The sequence below is a fragment of the Flavobacterium hungaricum genome, assembly GCF_015182285.1.
Lineage (GTDB): Bacteria > Bacteroidota > Bacteroidia > Flavobacteriales > Flavobacteriaceae > Flavobacterium > Flavobacterium hungaricum.
Map to the genome: position 1 here is coordinate 200,121 of NZ_PRDM01000004.1, position 19,538 is coordinate 219,658.

Below are 19,538 nucleotides of genomic sequence, written 5' to 3' on the forward strand. Positions count from 1 at the left end.
CTATGCGTCTATCTCTACTGACTACATTCTTTTTACTGTTTGGTAAATCGGTATTGACTGCGCAGATTTCGGTTGCAAATCCTTCAAAAAACGATTTTGAACGGACTTTTGCTCTTTTGTCTTCCGATTCGCTTCAGGGTAGAAAACCTAATGAAAGAGGGGGCAGTATTGCCGCTTCTTTTGTGGCATCCCAAATGAATTCTTATAAGTTAAAAGCTTACAATAATTTTGAATATTATTTTCAAATTTTTGAAATACAAGAACATACCCTAAAAAAAACGACTTTAGAAATCAAAAAAGGAAATCATAAAACTATTTCCCTTTCTCCGGAAAAAGATTTTGAAGTTGCTCCAACCAGAAATTCTATTCAAAAAAAACATATTGAAGTCGTTTTTGCTTCTTATGGCTTAGAAGATTATAAAACACTCGATGTCGCCAATAAAATTGTTGTGGTTTTAAGCGGATTTCCTAACGATCAAGACAGTACTTCTACAGCTTATAAAAAATTCAAAAAGATATTTCCAGAAGAAAGTGATCTAGAAGAAACCAAACTTAAAACTGCCATCAGCAAAGGCGCGGCAGCTTTAATTATTATTGAAACAAAAGAAAATTTCAAACCCAAAAATAGTAAAGAGAAGGAGGTTTTTCATTCTTTAGAAAATACAACTTCCACCTCGATTCCGGTTTTTAAAATTGGTAAAACGACTGCAGAAAATCTTTTTTCAGAAATTCCATTAAAAGGCGGCTTCCCTCCTCTTCCATTAAAAAAAGTAAAAATCAATTTTTCTATAAAAGTACAATCTGAGCCTTTTTATGCTGCAAATGTTTTAGGATACATTCCAGGAAAAGACACTACCAAAACGATTATTGTCGGTGCACATTACGATCATTTAGGAATTAAAAATGATTCCATTTACAATGGCGCAGACGACAATGCATCCGGGACTTCGGGAATGCTGGCTTTGGCAAAAAAATGGTCAGAGTCTGCTATAAAACCCGATTATAATATTCTCTTTGCCGCTTGGACTGCGGAAGAAATGGGACTTTTAGGAAGCGAATACTTTGTTTCAAGTTTAAATCCTGAAAAACAAAAAATCCTTTTGGCAATCAATATGGACATGATTTCGAGAAGTGCTCCTGAAGACACAACCCATCGCATTTTAAGCGTCGGAACTCAAAAAGCAGATCAAGAGCTGCGAAACATTATTACCGATGCTAACAAACAGCTCTTAAAACCTTTTACTCTGGATTTGTGGGAAACCAACCGACATTCGGGCAGTGACTATGCTTCTTTTACCGCTAAAGGAATTCCGATTCTCACTTTTTTCAGCGGTTATCATGAAGATTATCATACGCCTCGCGACACTTTCGAGAAGGTGGATTTAAACAAAACCGAAGCTGTTTTATCTTTAGTAAACACGGCACTTTTACAATTTATAAAAAATCAAAACTCTGCAAAACCATGAGCAAGTCCTTTCTTTTTAATTCTAAATTCAGGAACTTCCTGTTTTTCTTATTTCTCTTAATTTCGTCTGTTACCAACGCGCAGACTCCAAAAGGGAAACTGTTTATTATTGGCGGCGGTGATCGTTCTGATGAATTGATGAAAAAAGCATTAAGCTTGGCTAAACTAGAAGCAAAAGATTTTATTGCCGTTTTGCCAATGTCGAGCGAAGAACCGGACAGTTCGTTTATTTTCTTTAAAACCCAAATGGTAAAATTGACAAAAAATCCGATTGTGATGCTCAATTTCAATAAAGAAACGGCACAGAATAAAACCTTGACGGATTCACTTCAAAAAGCAAAATTGATTTTTATAAGCGGCGGTGATCAAAGCCGTTTTATGTCGGTGGTGCAAAATACCCCTATAAAAACAGCAATTGTCAAAGCATACGAAAACGGAAGCACCATTTCTGGAACCAGCGCCGGTGCAGCTGTAATGTCTGAAAAAATGATTACGGGCAACCAAAAATTAGAAAAAGAATATTCGGGTACATTCGATAATATTCGTCATGATAATCTGGAAACCACTGAAGGTCTTGGATTATTAAAAACCGCGGTTATCGATCAGCACTTTTTAAAGAGAAACCGTTACAACAGACTGCTCTCTGCATTGGTTGAATTTCCGTCTTTAACCGGAATCGGTATTGACGAAAGTACCGCCATTATTGTCAGCAATAATGAGGTTGAAGTTACGGGCGAAAGTGAAGTTATTGTGGTTCGAAACCCAAAAGGCATTCAAAAACAGACTAAAAACAATCTGATTTCTATTGAAAAACTTGAAATGAGTATTTACACTACAGGACAAAAATTTAAAATCAAATAATGAAAAATACTAATTGCATCAAAGCATTAATCACTACAGCCTTTCTTTTTTTCGGTGTACTAATTAATGCTCAAAAATTAGCTCCAAAAGACATTACGCGTTTAGAAAAACAAGCTAAAGAAGTAACCATTATTAGAGATAATTGGGGAATTCCGCATATTTATGGCAAGACCGATGCCGATGCTGTTTTTGGATTATTATATGCGCAATGTGAAGATGATTTTCCGCGTATCGAACTCAATTATATCGAAAAACTGGGAAGACTTTCTGAAATAAAAGGGCAGTCTGTTTTGTACAATGATCTCGAAATACGCCTTTTGATTGATGCTGACGAAGCCAAAGCAGATTATAAAAAAGCACCGCAATGGCTCCAAAAATTATTAAACAGTTATGCCGATGCGATCAATTTTTATCTTTACAAACATCCAGAAGTAAAGCCTGCGCTGCTTACTCATTTTGAACCTTGGTTTCCGCTGTTATGGACAGACGGAAGTATTGGTGCCATAAGCACTGCAGATTTGTCTACTGGTGAATTAAAAGCTTTTTATTCTGGAAACACCAATAAAGTATCCTATGTTGAAAGAGAAAAATATGTTCAGACTGGTTCGAACGGATTTGCATTTGCTCCCTCAAAAACGATTAACGGCAACTCGATTTTGTACATTAATCCGCATACCACTTTTTATTTTAGACCAGAAGTACAGGTTACAAGCGAAGAAGGATTAAATGCATATGGCGCTGTAACTTGGGGACAGTTTTTTGTTTATCAAGGTTTTAATGAAAACTGCGGCTGGATGCATACGTCATCAAATGTGGATGTTGCCGATATGTACGCAGAGAAAATCAGTTCGAAAAAAGGAAAGTATTATTATGAATTTGATCAAAAGTCCTACCCTGCAAAAGAGAAAGAAATCACGATTAACTATTTGAATGACGGAAAGTTAACTGCCAAAAAATTCAAAACTTACTTTACCAATAATGGCCCGATAATGGCCGAACGAAACGGAAAATGGATCAGCTTAAAATCGATGAACCGATCCATGACTAGTTTAATCCAAAGCTGGGTAAGAACCAAATCGAAATCTTTTGAAGAATACAAAAAAGCAATGGATTTAAAAGCCAATACGTCCAACAATACCGTTTACGCAGACAATAAAGGAAACATCGCATATTGGCACGGTAATTTTATCCCAATTAGGGACAAATCTTTAAACTGGTCAAAAGTTGTGGATGGTTCTGTTTCAGGAACACAATGGAAAGGACTTCATGAAGTGAATGAAAGCGTACATCTCTACAATCCAGCCAACGGATGGCTGCAGAACTGTAATTCTACCCCATTTTCTGCCGCTGGAGCAGACAGCCCTAAAAAAGCAGATTACGTTCCGTATATGGCACCTGATGGCGAAAATTTTAGAGGGATAAATGCCGTTCGCATTTTTAGCAACAAAGAAAAATACAATCTGGATGATGTGATCAAAAACGGATACGATTCTAAATTATCTATTTTCGAAATATTAATTCCAAGTTTAGAAAATGTATTTGCTAATGTTCCTAAAGAAAGTGCCGCTTATTCTAAAACTGCAGAAGCAGTTTCCGTATTAAAAAACTGGGATTATTATGCAAACGAAAATTCTATTGCAACAACTTTAGCCGTTGAATGGGCATATAAATTGGATCCTATTATTCAAAAAGCGTATATTGATGAAGGAGAAACAGATCAGGTTGAAAACACAAAGAATTTTGCAAAAAATGCTGTTGTTTCGCAAATGATTCCGCAATTGCAAGAAACATTACAAGAATTGGAAACCAAATTTGGAACTTGGAAAGTGACTTGGGGCGAAATAAACCGTTTTCAGCGTTCAAGCGGCGACATCAATTTAAAATATGATGATGCAAAACCAAGTCTTCCGATTGGTTTTGGCCCCGGTTCTTGGGGAAGTCTGCCTTCTTTTAAAAGCAATTATCAAAACAATTCCAAGAAAAGATACGGCTATAACGGAAACAGTTTTGTCTGTGCTGTTGAATTTGGCCCAAAAATTAAGGCAAAATCTTTATTGGCCGGCGGCAACAGCGGCGATGCCAACTCCAAACATTTTGACGATCAAGCCGAAATGTACCAAAAAGGTAAATTTAAAGAGGTTTTATTCTACAAAGAAGATGTTCTGAAAAATGCTGAAAAAACCTATCATCCCGGCGAATAAAACGCAAAATTAAAACCTGTAATACAAACCTCGCAAGAAATAGCTTTCGAGGTTTTTTTGTACCATTTTATTTCTGATATTTGTGTAAAATTGTAAAAACCATGAAAAACTCCACTCTCATTTTAATTGCTACTATATTGCTTACCAACACCATAAGCGCTCAATTAAAAACAGTAAAATATGCTGACGGCGAGCAGCAGCTTAACGGTTTATTTATTAAATCGGCTAAAAAAAGCAGTCAAAATCCGGGCATTTTGCTTTTACCAGCTTGGCTTGGAATTGATAATGCCTCTAAAGGAATTGCCGAAAATTTATCAAAGTTAGGGTATAATGTTTTTATCGCTGATATCTACGGAGAAGGCAATTATCCTAAAAATACTGCTGAAGCGGGCAAACAAGCGGGCTATTACAAAAAGAATTTTGAAGCGTACCAAAAACGCATCAATGCTGCTTTGCAAGAATTAATAAAATCGGGTGCCAATGCAGACAATATTGTGGCAATTGGGTATTGTTTTGGCGGTACTGGAGTTCTTGAAGCTGCCAGAGGCGGCTTAAACGTTAAAGGAATTGCTTCTTTTCACGGCGGTTTAGGAAAAGATGCCAGCCGTCCTGCAGCGCCAATCACCACCAAAGTTTTAATCTGTCACGGAGCCGACGATCCATTTGTTTCTAAAGAGGAAATCACCGCTTTTCAACAAGAAATGCGTGATTCAAAAGCAGACTGGCAAATGATTTATTATGCCAATTCTGTACATTCTTTTACCAATCCTGAAGCTGGAAGTGATAATTCTAAAGGCGCAGCTTATAACCCGCTGGCTGCCAAAAGATCTTTTGAGCATTTACAGCTTTTTCTGAATGAGGTCCTAAAAAAATAACCTCTTTTAACTAACCAAAACCACCCAAAGAAACCAATGTCACATAGTAAAATTAGAGAAGACAAAACCTGTCTCAACTGCAGACATGTAGTCGAACAGAAATTTTGTCCAAACTGCGGTCAGGAAAACACCGACAGCCGAAAAACTTTTCATCATTTATTTGTCCACTTTTTTGAAGATCTCACGCATTATGAGAATGCCTTTTGGAAAACAATAAAAAACCTGCTCTTTAAACCTTCTACTTTGACAAAAGAATATTTGTCTGGTAAACGTTTATCCTATCTGGCACCGGTTCGATTATACATTTTCATCAGTTTTATTACCTTTTTATTAATTGCAATGTTTCCAAGTAACATAAACGATGAGATTAATAAAAGTGAGAAGCAACTGGACAAAGAAATGGCAAAAGCCAATATTAAAATAGACAAAGGAGAAGACAAGAAGTACTTTCATCTTAAAACCATGAAGGAAATTGATTCTGTTCAGAAATACGGAAAAGAAGAAGATAAGCTTAATGCTACGAGCTATTGGTTTACTGAAAAAGCAATACACGTAACGGAGAAAAATACTAAAAAAGAGATTTACGAAAAATTCGTAGAATCTTTCTTTCACAATCTTCCTAAAATTCTATTTATCATTATGCCGTTTTTTGCTTTTTTTCTGTGGCTTTTTCACAACAAAAAAAGATGGTATTATTTTGATCATGGGATTTTTACACTCCATTATTTTTCTTTCCTGCTGCTCATTTTTCTAATCATGTTTGTCATTGACAGATTATTGGGTCTCTTTGGCGAAAATAGTCCGTTATCTTATGTTGCAGCTATTATAAATTTTGTGGGCACAATTTGGATGTGTTATTACTTTTACCCTGCGCATCATCGTTTTTACGGCGAAAGCAGAATTGTATCATTTGCAAAAAGCGTAATATTGTTCATTATAAATTCACTTTTTATTCTATTTTTACTAAGCTTTTACGTTCTTTATACATTTATTAACTTACACTAACTACAGCAAATGAAAAAATTGCTCCTTTTATTATTAATTGCTTCTGCTTATTCCTGCAAAACACCGCAGACAACAGCATCCAAAGACAATTCGGATCCAACAAAATACATGAATCTTATTACTCAAAAAGATTTAAAGAAAATGCTTTACGTAATTGCTTCTGATGAAATGGAAGGCCGAGAAACAGGCTCTGCAGGACAAAAGAAAGCAGGTCTTTATATGATTGAACAGTACAAAAAAAATGGCGTTTCATTTCCAAAAGGAGCTGCCGATTATTACCAGCATATCCCTGCATCTTATTTAAACGCAAGACGCAACCAAAACCTTCAAGATTCTGAAAACATCTGGGCATTTATCGAGGGATCTGAAAAACCAGACGAAATTCTGGTAATTTCTGCTCATTATGATCATGTGGGGATTAAAGATGGAGAAGTCTATAATGGAGCGGACGATGACGGATCTGGAACTGTAGCGGTTATGGAAATGGCTAAGGCTTTTGCTAAAGCTAAAAAGCAAGGCCACGGACCAAAACGTTCTATTTTATTCCTTCACGTAACGGGAGAAGAGCACGGCTTACACGGATCTCGTTTTTATTCTGAAAATCCATTATTCCCAATTGCAAATACCATCGCTGACATCAACATTGACATGATCGGACGCCGTGATGTAGAACATGCCAAAACCAATAATTATGTTTATGTGATTGGTGCCGACAGGTTATCTTCGGAGCTGCACAATGCAGTTGTAGCGCAAAACGAGAAATACATCAAAATGGACTTAGATTTTAAATTTAATGACCCTAAAGATCCAAATCATTTCTACGAGCGTTCTGATCACTATAACTTTGCAAAACACGGTATTCCGTCTATCTTTTTCTTTAATGGTGTTCACGAAGACTATCATGGAAAAGATGATACTCCAGAAAAAATAGAATACGATGCTTTAACCAAAAGAGCACAGCTTGCTTTTGTACTTGCATGGGATTTAGCTAATAGAGATACTAGACCGGTAGTGGATAAGAAGTAAGGTTCTTATTTTTTAGGTACAAAGGTTCAGAGCTGCAAAGATTCAAAGGTTTTGAAACTTGTGGTCATAAAAAAAGGATAAGCTAAGCTTATCCTTTTTTTATACTTTAAAACAAAGCCTCCACATAAAGCCTTTGTAACTTTGAACCTTTGTAACTCAATTTAGTCATTCATCGAGATCAAAAACTCTTCGTTGTTTCTGGTTTTCTTGAATCTGTCGTTTACAAAATCCATAGATTCTACTGGGTTCATATCCGATAGATACTTACGCATGATCCACATTCTTTGTAATGTTTTTTCGTCTAATAACAGATCGTCACGACGCGTGCTTGAAGACGTAAGATCGATTGCTGGGAAAATACGTTTATTGGCTATCTTACGATCTAACTGAAGCTCCATGTTACCGGTTCCTTTAAATTCTTCGAAGATAACTTCGTCCATTTTTGAACCTGTTTCTGTCAATGCAGTTGCGATAATACTTAACGAACCACCGTTTTCTACATTTCTGGCTGCTCCAAAGAAACGTTTTGGTTTTTGTAATGCATTAGCATCAACACCCCCGCTTAATACTTTTCCAGAAGCCGGCTGTACGGTATTGTAAGCTCTTGCTAAACGCGTTATGGAATCCAGCAGAATAACTACATCATGCCCGCATTCTACTAAACGTTTTGATTTTTCTAAAACAATATTGGCAATTTTTACGTGTTCCTGCGGTTCTCTGTCAAAAGTTGACGCGATAACTTCGCCACGAACACTTCTTTGCATATCGGTAACCTCTTCAGGGCGTTCGTCAATCAAAAGAACAATTAAATATACTTCTGGGTGATTTGCTGCAATGGCGTTTGCAATATCTTTTAACAGCATTGTTTTACCCGTTTTAGGCTGTGCAACGATCATTCCACGCTGTCCTTTACCTATTGGAGAAAACAAATCTATAATTCTAGTTGAAATGGAACTGCCTTTTTCGGCTAGTTTGAATTTTTCTGAAGGAAAAACGGGTGTCAGGTGTTCAAAAGAAACTCTATCGCGAACTACCTGCGGGTCGTGGCCGTTAATTTTAAGCACACGAACTAAAGGAAAAAACTTCTCACCTTCTTTTGGCGGACGTACCACACCTTTTACGGTATCTCCTGTCTTTAAACCAAATAATCTAATTTGCGAAGTCGATAAATAAATATCATCTGGAGAAGCTAAATAATTATAATCTGATGAACGTAAAAAACCGTAACCATCCGGCATCATCTCTAGAACACCTTCACTCTCAATAATTCCGTCAAATTCAAAATCTGAATCTCTAAAATTACTGCTCTTTTTATTTTTATGATTAGGGTTCTGATTGTTATGATTTCCGTTACCATTACCTCCCTGATTTTGATTCGGGTTTTGATTTTTATTCTGGTTCGGGTTGATCTTTTTTGCTGCAGGAGCCTGCTTTTCATTTTCTGTCTCCGCAGTTACCGAGACTGTATTTTCTGCCGGAGCATTTTCTGCTGGTATGTTTTCAGTTACCTCATTTTCAGCAGCAGGAGTATCTTTTACAGTATCTTTTTCCTTTTTAAGCGCTACTTTCTTTTCGTATGCCGATTTATTAAACTTTACAATTTTCGGCTCTTTTTTTTCTGCTGTTTTGTTTGATTTAATTACTTCAGGAGCAATTGCTTCGGGTTGGTTTACAACTTCTGATGCTTTGTTCTCTGAGACAGTTTCCTCTACTTTATCAAATTCTAGAACAGGCGCATTTTTTGCATTTGCTGTTTTTTTAACCGGTGCTATTCTGGCACGTTTTGGTTTCTCGTCTGAGACTTCGTTAACAGTTTCGACTTTTGGAGCTTCTGAGTTCGCAAGAGTTGCTTCTTGATGGGCTAAAATCTGACTAATTAAAGTCTCTTTTTTGACACCATTAATCTTTATTGTTTTAGCTAACTTAGCTATTTCTTGAAGCTCAGCAAGCTTCATTTCTTTTAATGCAGAAATATCAAACATGAATATTCTATGAATTTAATTATTTTAAAGGAAAAACTGTAAAAAGAATAGGTAGATAATTTTTTTGAACTTACCGCAGTATGAAGTGCTTACGGTATTATGATGCAATAATACGAATAAAATTTAATCATACAATAGTATTTTAAAAAAAGAAAATATATTTTTGTAAAACAATTTCACATTATGTTACAACGAATTCAAACTGTATATTTAATTCTTGCCTTTGCCGCAACAGGTATTTTAATGTTGTTTGTTCCGCTTTGGACAACAGCAGACGGAAAGCCTTTCTTTTTTATGCAGGATCAGTTTTATACTATATTATTAGGCTTAACAACTATGCTGAGTATTATCAGTATTATTTCATTCAAAAAGAGACAAAATCAGTTTGTATTAAACAGACTGAACATCATATTAAATTTAATTTTATTAGGATTATTTGTATATCGATCACTAAATTTATCTGGAGAGGCTCAAGTCTCTGAGAAAGGTATTGGGATGTTTCTTCCTATTGTTGCTATCGTGTTATTAGTGTTAGCTAATAAGGCCATCAAAAAGGACGAAGATCTTGTAAAATCTGTAGATCGTTTGAGGTAAACCTATAAACTTAATTTATTTGTGCGAAGAAAGACCTGAATTTTATATTCAGGTTTTTTTTATTTATAAGCTAAGGCGATACCGCGAAAAACCTAAGCAAAAACAAAGTTTGTAAGATATTTTTTTCATAAATTTGGGGTCGTTTCTTAAAACTAATTATGGCAGCTAAAATTAAGATTCATCTTGCAGATGATCATCAGGTTCTTCTTGATGGTTTAACCAATCTATTACAGACTGTTCCAAACTTTGAAATAGCGGGAACATCAACAGATGGTACAATGGTTTATCAGGATGTACTGCAAAATAACGCTTCTATACTGGTTCTTGATATCAGCATGCCTGGTAAAGACGGAATTGCTGTTTTAAAGGAATTTAAAGAAAATGAATCGGCTTGCAAAATTATAATTCTCTCTAGTTATGACGATTTGAAAATTATTAAAGAAGTCATGAAACTGGGCGCAAAAGGTTATCTTACTAAAAAATGTGCAGGCGAAAATATAATCGAAGCCATTCAAACTGTCAACGATAATCAAGAATACTTTTCGGCTGCTGTGCAGCAGAAGATTTTCGATTCTTTTAGAGAAAAAGACCCCAAAATAAATCAAAATACGTATACTGAAAATCAATTTTTAAGTCCGCGTGAGATTGAAATACTACAACTTATTGCTTTAGAATACAGCGGAACCGAAATTGCCGAAAAACTCTATATCAGTGCTCATACTGTTGAAACACATCGAAAAAACATCATGAAAAAACTGAATATCAAAAGCATAATCGGTCTGGTTAAGTATGCTTTAAAAAATAATCTTATCAATCCTTAAATCAGTTTTCAAATGTCTGTTTTTAGAATACTGCGATACTTTATTTTTCTGATTGTACTAAGTAGTTCTCCCGTTTTCAGCCAAAACAATCTGAAACAAAATACGGTTACAACAACTGTAAAAAGCAGCACCGCAGATTTTCAAAAATCAGAGCAGCTTCGCAATAAAAAAGTAGTGAGTCTTTTTATCGTATTAATCATCATTCTGTTTTTTCTTTTTTATTTTTTTTACCAGAATAACAAACTGAAACAGAAGATCAAACGAAAAGATATTAAACAAAAAATATTACTGGATGTTATTAATTCTGGTATTGATTCTCAAGAAATAGAACGAAAAAAAATAGCTTCTTTTTTACACGATAATATTAATTCTCTTTTGTCATCGGCCGGACTTCATTTAAATGTTTTTACAACGCAAAATCAAATAGAATCTGACGAAATAAACAAAGCAAAAGCTATTTTAGCAGAAGCACATGATTTACTTCGGGATATATCTCATGATTTAGTGCCTACGCTATTAGTACGTTTTGGTCTCATATATGCTTTGGAAGATTTATGCGAGAAGAATTCTAATTCTACTATTTCTTTTGAATTTTCGAGTTCAATATTATCAGAGAAAAGATATCCAGAAAAATTTGAAATAAAAATTTATTTCATTGTTTCTGAACTATTTAACAACATCATAAAACACAGCAACGCACAAAAAGCCCAAATTATCCTGAAAGAAAAAGACCAGCACCTTATTATTCATATTCACGATGACGGAATCGGGTTTAAAACTCAAAAATTAAAAGAGGCAGAAGGTTTTGGTTTGAATAGAATAAGAGCACGTGTGAAAAAATACAAAGGAAATTTAGCGATTACTTCTGATGCCGGCAAAGGCACATCCGTTAAGATTCAGATTCCGCTTCCCCATTAATTAAAACTGCTGTTTTTACACTTTTGTAAAACCTAAGTGTGCTTATTTCTCCCCTATTTCTATAATTTCCAAGTCTTTGATTTTATCATCGTCAATCACAAATCGCAGCATTGTTCTCACTTTATGAAAACCGCTTTTTCCCGACGCGCCCGGATTCATATGCAGCAGATTATTTTTTTTATCAAACATTACTTTTAAAATGTGCGAGTGTCCGCAGATGAATATCTTAGGCGGATTTTTTGCTAATTCTTCTTTAATATTCGGATTGTATTTTCCTGGATAACCTCCAATATGTGTAATCCAAACCGATACATTCTCGCATGAAAATCGATTATGAAGCGGGAATTCCATTCTCGCTTCAGCATCATCTATATTTCCGTAAACAGCTCTAAGAGGCTTTAGTTTCTTTATAGTATCCGTAACATTGAGATCACCAATATCTCCAGCATGCCAGACTTCATCGGCTTGAGAAACGTATTTTAAAATGGTGTCGTCAATATGGCTGTGAGTATCAGAAAGAAGAAGGATTTTAGTCATTTTTTTTAGAGGCAAAGGTTGCAGGGACAAATATACAAAGGTTTTTTCTGCCGCGAAGTCTTTCTGCCGCGAAGACACAAAGACATAAAGTTTTTTTTAGAATTCTGTATAATAAAATCTTAATGCTAGACGCACTGCGGTGCATCTCTGCAGAAAATCTTTGTCGCTTAGAACCTCCACCTCTGCACCTTTGAACCTCAGAACCTCAGAACCTTTAAAAAACCTTTGAACCTATGTCCCTTACGAAACCTTAGCAACTTAAAAAAAACCTTTGTACCTTTGCAGCTCTGTACCTCAGAACCTTTTAAAAAAACCTTTGAACCTCAATAGTGAGATATTTTATTCGATTTGCTTATAACGGAACACATTATCATGGATGGCAGATACAGCCAAATGCATCTTCTGTACAAGAAACCTTAAATAAAGCTTTTTCTGTTTTGTTAAGTGAACCAATTAGTATTATGGGCGCTGGACGCACAGATACTGGTGTTCATGCGACTGAAATGTTTGGGCATTTTGATAGCGAAAAAACTTTAAATGTTCCTGTTTTAGTGCATAAATTAAATTCTTATCTCCCAAAAGATATTGTGATTTTTGATATTCTTTTGGTTCACGATGATGCGCATTGTCGATTTGATGCCAAAAAAAGAACTTACGAATATCATATCAATACGGTTAAAAATCCGTTTTTGGAACAACTAAGCTGGTATGTGAATCAGAAATTGGATGTGGATTTAATGAATGAAGCAGCGCAGGTTTTGTTGAAACATACGGATTTTCAATGTTTCTCTAAATCACACACGGATGTCAATACGTTTGACTGCACTATTTTTGAGGCATTTTGGAAATTAGAAAACGATAAACTGATTTTTACAATTTCGGCCAACAGGTTTTTGAGAAATATGGTTCGGGCCATTGTCGGCACTTTAATCAATATTGGTTTAAAGAAAATTTCTTTGACTGATTTTGAAAATATTATTGCGAGCAAAAACAGAGAAAAAGCCGGGTTTTCGGTTCCGGCACATGGTTTATATTTAACCAAAGTTAATTACGATTACATCACCAAATAGCCCTGATTGAAGTGAAAAGCTTTTTTTGAAAAAATTGTGTTTTTGTGTTTTTATAAAGCGACCGGAGGAAGCTCTTATAAAAACAATACAAAAACCGATTTTTGAAAAAAAACTTGTAACGAAAAGCAGGAAGCAGCTCCTAAAAAATAAATGAAAGCAAAAGCATTTGATACTGGTTTATTCAAACGAATTTTAAAATATACAAAGCCTTATAAGTGGCGTTACTACGGCGTAATTATTTTTGCCGTTTCGCTGTCTATTTTTGCCGCGCTTCGCCCTTATTTGCTAAAACAAACTGTTGATGGTTATATTAAAACGCATGATCAGCATGGTTTGTTAATGTACATTATTTTGATGGGTGTGGTTTTGCTGCTGGAGGTTTTTTCGCAATTTTATTTTGTGTTCTGGGCAAACTGGCTGGGGCAGGATATTGTAAAAGATATTCGCACGAAACTTTTTCAACATATCCTGAGCTTTAGAATGAAGTATTTTGATTTGGTTCCGGTGGGCCAGCTGGTTACGCGCGCGGTTTCGGATATCGAATCGATTGCGCGTATTTTTAGTCAAGGGCTTTTTATGATTATAAGCGATTTGATGAAAATGCTGGTGGTGCTTCTTTTTATGTTTTATATGAATTGGAAACTGACTTGGATTGTAGTGATTGCAATGCCGATCCTGGTTTATATTACGAGAATTTTTCAACGTAAAATGCAGGTGGCTTTTGAGGAAGTGAGAACACAGATTGCCAATATGAACTCGTTTGTTCAGGAACGTGTGACGGGAATGAAAATTGTACAGCTCTTTAACCGTGAGAAAATCGAAGCTGAAAATTTTAAAGACATCAACAACAAACATAGAGTGGCTTGGATTAAAACGATTTTGTACAACTCGATTTTCTTTCCTATTGCTGATATTATTTCGTCTATTACTTTGGGTCTGGTTGTAGTTTATGGCGGATTCAGAATTTTGAACGGCGATCATTTTACTACTTTTGGAGATTTGTTTTCTTATACGATGTTTATCGGAATGCTGTTTAATCCGCTTCGTCAAATTGCGGATAAGTTTAACGAGATGCAGCTTGGAATGATTGCTGCAAATCGTGTTTTTGATATTATTGACACACAAGACCATATTCAGGACACTGGAACTCTTGAAGCGCCGGTTTTTAAAGGAAGTATTGAATTTAAAAATGTGCGTTTCAGTTACATTCCAGAAGAGGAAGTAATCAAAGGAATCGATTTATCGGTTTCGGAGGGACAGACAATTGCAATTGTGGGTTCTACAGGCGCAGGAAAGTCTACTATTATTAATCTTTTAAATCGTTTTTACGAAATTAACAGCGGTACTATATATATAGACGGCGAAAATATCGAAGATTATACTTTGGCTTCTTTAAGAAAACAAATTGCGGTGGTTTTGCAGGATGTATTTTTGTTTGCCGATACGATTTACAACAACATTACGCTGCATAATCCCGAAATTACGCGCGAGCGTGTAATTGACGCGGCGAAGAAAATCGGCGTTCATGATTTTATTATGAACTTGCCGGACAATTATGATTTTGATGTAAAAGAACGCGGCGTTATGCTGTCGTCTGGACAAAGACAGCTTATTGCATTTTTGCGTTCGTACGTTAGTAATCCAAGCATTTTGATTTTGGATGAAGCAACTTCGTCTATCGATACGTATTCTGAAGAAATGATTCAGCGTGCGACAGAAACGATAACTAAAGGAAGAACTTCTATAATTATTGCACACCGATTGGCGACAATTGTAAACGCCGATAAAATTGTGGTAATGGACAAAGGTTTGATTGTGGAACAAGGAACGCATCAGGAATTATTACATAAAACTGATGGTTATTATAAAAATTTATACGACTCGCAATTCTCAGTTGCCAATTAAGTTGTAAACTCAAATACTATTCTTTGAAATTTAGATTAAAAAAAATAACTTCCAGAAAGGCCTTTATAATATATGTAGCGGTTTCTATTCTAATTACGGTTTCTTCTGTTTATATCCTGAGTAATTTGATTACGGATTTGACAGAAAAAGCAAATGATGAAGTATCTGAACGTAATTTTATGAAAAAGCAGGAATTTCTGTCGCAGGAGTTTTCTAAATTTCTGGAACATGAAAACCGTGTAAAACATGTTTTAAAAATAAGCCAGCAAGAAGATCTGGCAGCCAACCTAAAAGTCTTGTCTTCTGTACAGAGTATAAATTTTTTGGTTGTTGACAATTGGTTTCAAATCAATGACAATAAAATTCAGTTTGGGACAGATTCCATTTCTGATGCTGTAAAAAAAGATGCCGCCGCTTTTATTCTAAAAAACAAAAACACAGCTCATTTTAGTGCCGTTATACCGCAGGGAAAAGATTGGGTTTGGAGGATTTACTTTAAACTCAATTCTAAAAATACCATTGTACGCTATGGTTACGACATCAACTTAAGAAAACTTCGCGATTATTTTTCTAATATAGACAAATCTAAGTCGGCTACAAATTACGCCTTTATTTTTGATAAATCTGGAAGATGCATTTATCATCCGGATTCTACATTTATAGGTAAAGATATTTACAAAGTCTCTTCTACCCGACCTCTTGACACTATTTTTACTAAAAAACAGGATTATGTAAAAAGAGTTACAATGTCTGAATTTTTAAAATTGGATGTTATCCGATTTACTAAAAGATTAGATTTAAAAAATTCGCATTGGTTTGTATGTGTCAATGTCCCTAAATTTTCTATGGATGAAAATGTAGAAGTGATAAAAAAATATTCGACTTGGATCTATTCGATTACAACTGTAATGCTTTTATTGATTTTCTATTTATTCTCGTACGCCAACAGACGCGCTTACCGAGAAAAAGGAATTGCTATAAAAGAGAAAAACAGGCTTTTGGTAGAAAACGAAAAAATCATCAAAGAAAAAGCTTTGATTCAGCTGCAGCAATTGAAAGAACAGATGAATCCGCACTTTTTATTTAATTCGCTCAATTCGCTTTATATGTTAATTGGAAGCGACATTAAAGTGGCACAAAAATTTACGCTGAACTTATCTCGTATTTATCGTTATCTAATTGATCCGCCTGAAGAGAATATTGTTCCTCTAAAGGATGAATTATTATTTATAGAAAAATACATTTTTTTACAGCAGACCCGTTTTAAGGAAGAATTATTCTTTTCGATAGAAATAGAAGACCAAGCTGCTTTAGAAAAACATATTCCGTATCTGGCTTTACAGACTGTGGTAGAAAATGCTATTAAGCATAATGCAGCAACGCAGGAAAATCCGTTGACTACGAAAATCCTGATTCAGACAAATCAGGTAATTATCAGTAATAATTTACAAACAAAATCGAGTGCCGAACCGAGCACAAAATTTGGCTTAAATTACCTGAAAAGCATCTATAATTACTACTCAAAAACCGATTTTAAAACCTCAGAAAAAGACGGCAATTTTGTTTGTATTCTTCCTTTAATATCCATTCACTCCTAAAAAAAAACCATTCACTCCTTTTTGTTTTTTTTCTACGCGAAAACAAAATAGTTTCGGTCCAAAATTAACCTAAACTTAACATCTGATGAAGGGAAAGGCATTCCTGCATAGTTTTATAACAATCTGCTTATTTATTTTATTATTAGTTCCAGTTACCGCTCATTCTCAAAAGAAAAAGAAGGACAAAAAAGAAACATCGACTGAAATCTCAAAAGATTCAACTGATGCTAAAAAAGGAAAAAAATACAGTGATCTTATAAAAAAAGGAACTGTAAAAAAGGGGCTTTTTAATATCATTCAAGTTAAGACAGATGTTTATTTCGAAATTCAGGACAGCTTATTCAAAAGAGAATTTTTAGTTGTTAATAAATTATCCCAGGTTCCTTTTCAAATAAATGAAGCTGGTTTGAACAAAGGAATGAATTATGAAAACAAAGTAATTAGTTTTTATAAAGATACCATCGCAAAGAAAGTCTGGGTAAAATCGTATGTACCTAAGGTTTCTTCTCCAAAAGAAGATGCGATTACAGAATCTGTACATAATAATTTTGCCGAGTCTATTATTGAAGTTTTTGATATTGAAACTAAAAATAATGATTCGACAGCCGTTGTTATTAAAGTAAATAAGATTTTTGACGGAAAACAGAAAAGTTTCAATGATGTTTTGAACAACATTGGTCTTGGCAGTTCTGTAAAATCGGAACTTTCTTATATAGAAGGTTTAAAATCTTTTCCTAAAAATATTGTAGTAAAATCACAGCTGACAACCTCTATCAGCGAAGGCGGACCGGCACTATCGGTTACGCTTGGTGTGACAAGTAATATTATTTTGTTGGATAAAACTCCAATGAAACCACGTTTTTCTGACAAGCGAATTGGTTTCTTTACCGAAAAGCATTGGTATTTTGCCGATGCACAGCAGGCAATGCTTGAAAAAGAATTGATTACACGCTGGCGTTTAGAACCAAAAAAGGAAGATGAAGAACGTTATTTGAAAGGTGAATTAGTGCAGCCGAAAAAACCAATCGTTTATTACATTGATCCATCGACTCCAAGGCAATGGAGAAAATATATCATAGACGGGGTACACGATTGGCAGGTTGCTTTTGAAAAAGCAGGTTTTAAAAATGCAATTATTGCTAAGGAACCAACAGAACAAGATCTAGATTTTGATATTGATGATGTACGTTATTCTGTTATCACTTATGCGGCATCTCCAAAATCAAACGCTATGGGGCCGTCGGTTGTTGACCCAAGAAGCGGTGAAATTATCGAATCGGATATTATCTGGTGGCATAATGTAATGACTTCGCTTCAGAGCTGGATGCGCATTCAGACTGGTCCAATTGACCCGAAAGCTAGGGGAAATAAATTCAGCGATGAACATATGGGAGAAGCAATTCGTTTTGTTTCGTCTCATGAAGTGGGTCATACTTTTGGTCTGAAACATAATATGGGTTCTTCTTTTGCTTATGATGTTGAATCTTTAAGATCTAAAGAATTTACAGCAAAAATGGGCGGAACAGCGCCGTCAATTATGGATTATGCGCGTTATAATTACGTTGCACAGCCTGAAGATAATGTTACGATTATTACTCCAAAAATTGGAGAATATGATAAATATGCTATTGAATGGGGTTACAGATGGTATTCGCCTGACGAAAATGAAACAACAAAACTAAACGCCTTAATTACAAAACATCAAAATGACCCCATTTACTTTTATGGTGAACAACAAGGACCTATAATTGATCCGCGTTCTCAGTCTGAAGATTTAGGAAACGATGCTGTAAAAGCAAGCGAATACGGTTTAAAAAACCTTAAACGAGTTGTAGACAATATTTTAAGCTGGACTTACGATAAAGATCAATCGTATTATGAGACTGGTAAATTGTATATGGGAACTATTGGTCAGTGGCAAATGTACAATGGTCATGTACTGAACAATATTGGCGGTGTTTATTTAAACTCAACTGTTCACGGCGATAACAAACATAGTTATGTTCCGGTTGCCGCTTCGATGCAAATAAGAGCAGCAGATTATTTGGTAAAAAATCTAATCACAATGCCAAAATGGTTGTTTTTTAATGACATTTTAGACAAAACAAATCCGCTTAAAGATTCTCCTCTTGGTCCTTATGAATACACTCCTTATACACTATCGAGAGACTTACAGTACGATGTTTTGTACAGTCTGTTTAATGATGAACGTCTGCTTAGAATGACTGAAAATGAATTGTATCAGCGAAATAAAACCACAGAGAAGGTTTTTACCGTAAATGATTTGTTTAAAAAAATACACCAGAGTGTATTTGCAGGAACACTTCAAAACAAATCTTTATCGATTCTGGAGCGCATGACACAGAAGAACTATGTGGATGTTTTGATTGTTTCGACAAACAAATTATTTGAAAAAACAGACGCTAAAAAAACAATCGATTTACAAGAAACATTACAAATGCCTCATTTATGTTCTTTAGATGATGCACATATGGCAAGAAATATTAATAATACTTTTTTGAAAAGAGTTGCAGAAGTGACTTCTGATAAAAAAGGAGAATTATATAAAGTGCTTCAATTATTAAAAATGAAGAAAAGCACCGGTGATCAATCCACCAAAAACCATTACCTCGATTTGATACAACGAATCGAAAAAGCTTTGAATAATACAACCTTTTAA

The 19,538-nt window shown here is 35.0% G+C and carries 15 protein-coding genes; 13 read left to right on the plus strand and 2 right to left on the minus strand.

What is annotated here, in order from left to right:
• Positions 1–2: 2 nt before the first annotated feature.
• From C4F50_RS17055 to C4F50_RS17080, 6 genes are all read left to right on the plus strand, one after another.
• A complete protein-coding gene (locus tag C4F50_RS17055; RefSeq protein ID WP_194139859.1) occupies positions 3–1,466 on the plus strand; it encodes a M20/M25/M40 family metallo-hydrolase in 1,464 nt (487 codons plus the stop codon).
• Positions 1,463–2,326, plus strand: a complete 864-nt coding sequence (locus C4F50_RS17060; RefSeq protein ID WP_194139860.1) for a cyanophycinase — start codon at positions 1,463–1,465, stop codon at positions 2,324–2,326. The genes C4F50_RS17055 and C4F50_RS17060 overlap by 4 nt, the downstream gene beginning before the upstream one ends.
• Positions 2,326–4,527: a penicillin acylase family protein gene (locus C4F50_RS17065; protein WP_194139861.1), complete on the plus strand. Its 2,202-nt coding sequence runs from the start codon at positions 2,326–2,328 to the stop codon at positions 4,525–4,527. The genes C4F50_RS17060 and C4F50_RS17065 overlap by 1 nt, the downstream gene beginning before the upstream one ends.
• A gap of 101 nt (positions 4,528–4,628) precedes the next feature.
• Entirely contained in the window at positions 4,629–5,402 is a 774-nt protein-coding gene (locus C4F50_RS17070) for a dienelactone hydrolase family protein (RefSeq protein ID WP_194139862.1), read from the plus strand.
• A 36-nt stretch (positions 5,403–5,438) separates the two neighbouring features.
• A complete protein-coding gene (locus C4F50_RS17075) occupies positions 5,439–6,407 on the plus strand; it encodes a DUF3667 domain-containing protein (protein WP_194139863.1) in 969 nt (322 codons plus the stop codon).
• A gap of 9 nt (positions 6,408–6,416) precedes the next feature.
• A complete protein-coding gene (locus C4F50_RS17080) occupies positions 6,417–7,433 on the plus strand; it encodes a M28 family peptidase (RefSeq protein WP_194139864.1) in 1,017 nt (338 codons plus the stop codon).
• Positions 7,434–7,594: 161 nt separating this feature from the next.
• On the opposite strand, the gene rho is transcribed toward C4F50_RS17080, so the two are convergent.
• Positions 7,595–9,415 (minus strand): transcription termination factor Rho, encoded by a 1,821-nt coding sequence (rho, locus tag C4F50_RS17085; protein WP_194139865.1) that lies wholly within the window; start codon positions 9,413–9,415, stop codon positions 7,595–7,597.
• Between the two features lie 183 nt (positions 9,416–9,598).
• Between rho and C4F50_RS17090 the strand changes: the two genes are divergently transcribed.
• The 3 genes from C4F50_RS17090 to C4F50_RS17100 all read left to right on the plus strand — a co-directional run bounded on the left by C4F50_RS17090 (position 9,599) and on the right by C4F50_RS17100 (position 11,748).
• Positions 9,599–10,009 (plus strand): DUF4293 domain-containing protein, encoded by a 411-nt coding sequence (locus C4F50_RS17090; RefSeq protein WP_194139866.1) that lies wholly within the window; start codon positions 9,599–9,601, stop codon positions 10,007–10,009.
• A gap of 158 nt (positions 10,010–10,167) precedes the next feature.
• Positions 10,168–10,830, plus strand: coding sequence for a response regulator (locus C4F50_RS17095; protein WP_194139867.1), 663 nt, complete (start codon positions 10,168–10,170; stop codon positions 10,828–10,830).
• Between the two features lie 12 nt (positions 10,831–10,842).
• Complete coding sequence (locus tag C4F50_RS17100; protein WP_194139868.1) at positions 10,843–11,748, plus strand: sensor histidine kinase; 906 nt, start codon at positions 10,843–10,845, stop codon at positions 11,746–11,748.
• 42 nt (positions 11,749–11,790) lie between these two features.
• Here C4F50_RS17100 and C4F50_RS17105 read toward each other — a convergent pair whose 3' ends face one another.
• Positions 11,791–12,285 (minus strand): metallophosphoesterase family protein, encoded by a 495-nt coding sequence (locus C4F50_RS17105; RefSeq protein ID WP_194139869.1) that lies wholly within the window; start codon positions 12,283–12,285, stop codon positions 11,791–11,793.
• 329 nt (positions 12,286–12,614) lie between these two features.
• Here C4F50_RS17105 and truA point away from each other — a divergent pair, with 329 nt between their 5' ends.
• From truA to C4F50_RS17125, 4 genes are all read left to right on the plus strand, one after another.
• Entirely contained in the window at positions 12,615–13,355 is a 741-nt protein-coding gene (truA, locus tag C4F50_RS17110; protein ID WP_194139870.1) for a tRNA pseudouridine(38-40) synthase TruA, read from the plus strand.
• A 150-nt stretch (positions 13,356–13,505) separates the two neighbouring features.
• Positions 13,506–15,260, plus strand: coding sequence for an ABC transporter ATP-binding protein (locus C4F50_RS17115; RefSeq protein WP_194139871.1), 1,755 nt, complete (start codon positions 13,506–13,508; stop codon positions 15,258–15,260).
• A gap of 23 nt (positions 15,261–15,283) precedes the next feature.
• A complete protein-coding gene (locus C4F50_RS17120) occupies positions 15,284–16,858 on the plus strand; it encodes a sensor histidine kinase (protein ID WP_194139872.1) in 1,575 nt (524 codons plus the stop codon).
• Between the two features lie 85 nt (positions 16,859–16,943).
• Entirely contained in the window at positions 16,944–19,538 is a 2,595-nt protein-coding gene (locus tag C4F50_RS17125) for a zinc-dependent metalloprotease (RefSeq protein WP_194139873.1), read from the plus strand.

Coding starts and splice junctions, on each gene's coding strand:
- C4F50_RS17070 (WP_194139862.1), top strand. CDS start 4,629: ATGAAAAACTCCACTCTCATTTTAATTGCTACTATATTGCTTACCAAC.
- C4F50_RS17090 (WP_194139866.1), top strand. CDS start 9,599: ATGTTACAACGAATTCAAACTGTATATTTAATTCTTGCCTTTGCCGCA.
- C4F50_RS17115 (WP_194139871.1), top strand. CDS start 13,506: ATGAAAGCAAAAGCATTTGATACTGGTTTATTCAAACGAATTTTAAAA.
- C4F50_RS17105 (WP_194139869.1), bottom strand. CDS start 12,285: ATGACTAAAATCCTTCTTCTTTCTGATACTCACAGCCATATTGACGAC.
- C4F50_RS17125 (WP_194139873.1), top strand. CDS start 16,944: ATGAAGGGAAAGGCATTCCTGCATAGTTTTATAACAATCTGCTTATTT.
- C4F50_RS17055 (WP_194139859.1), top strand. CDS start 3: ATGCGTCTATCTCTACTGACTACATTCTTTTTACTGTTTGGTAAATCG.
- C4F50_RS17095 (WP_194139867.1), top strand. CDS start 10,168: ATGGCAGCTAAAATTAAGATTCATCTTGCAGATGATCATCAGGTTCTT.
- C4F50_RS17075 (WP_194139863.1), top strand. CDS start 5,439: ATGTCACATAGTAAAATTAGAGAAGACAAAACCTGTCTCAACTGCAGA.
- C4F50_RS17060 (WP_194139860.1), top strand. CDS start 1,463: ATGAGCAAGTCCTTTCTTTTTAATTCTAAATTCAGGAACTTCCTGTTT.
- C4F50_RS17100 (WP_194139868.1), top strand. CDS start 10,843: ATGTCTGTTTTTAGAATACTGCGATACTTTATTTTTCTGATTGTACTA.
- rho (WP_194139865.1), bottom strand. CDS start 9,415: ATGTTTGATATTTCTGCATTAAAAGAAATGAAGCTTGCTGAGCTTCAA.
- C4F50_RS17080 (WP_194139864.1), top strand. CDS start 6,417: ATGAAAAAATTGCTCCTTTTATTATTAATTGCTTCTGCTTATTCCTGC.
- C4F50_RS17065 (WP_194139861.1), top strand. CDS start 2,326: ATGAAAAATACTAATTGCATCAAAGCATTAATCACTACAGCCTTTCTT.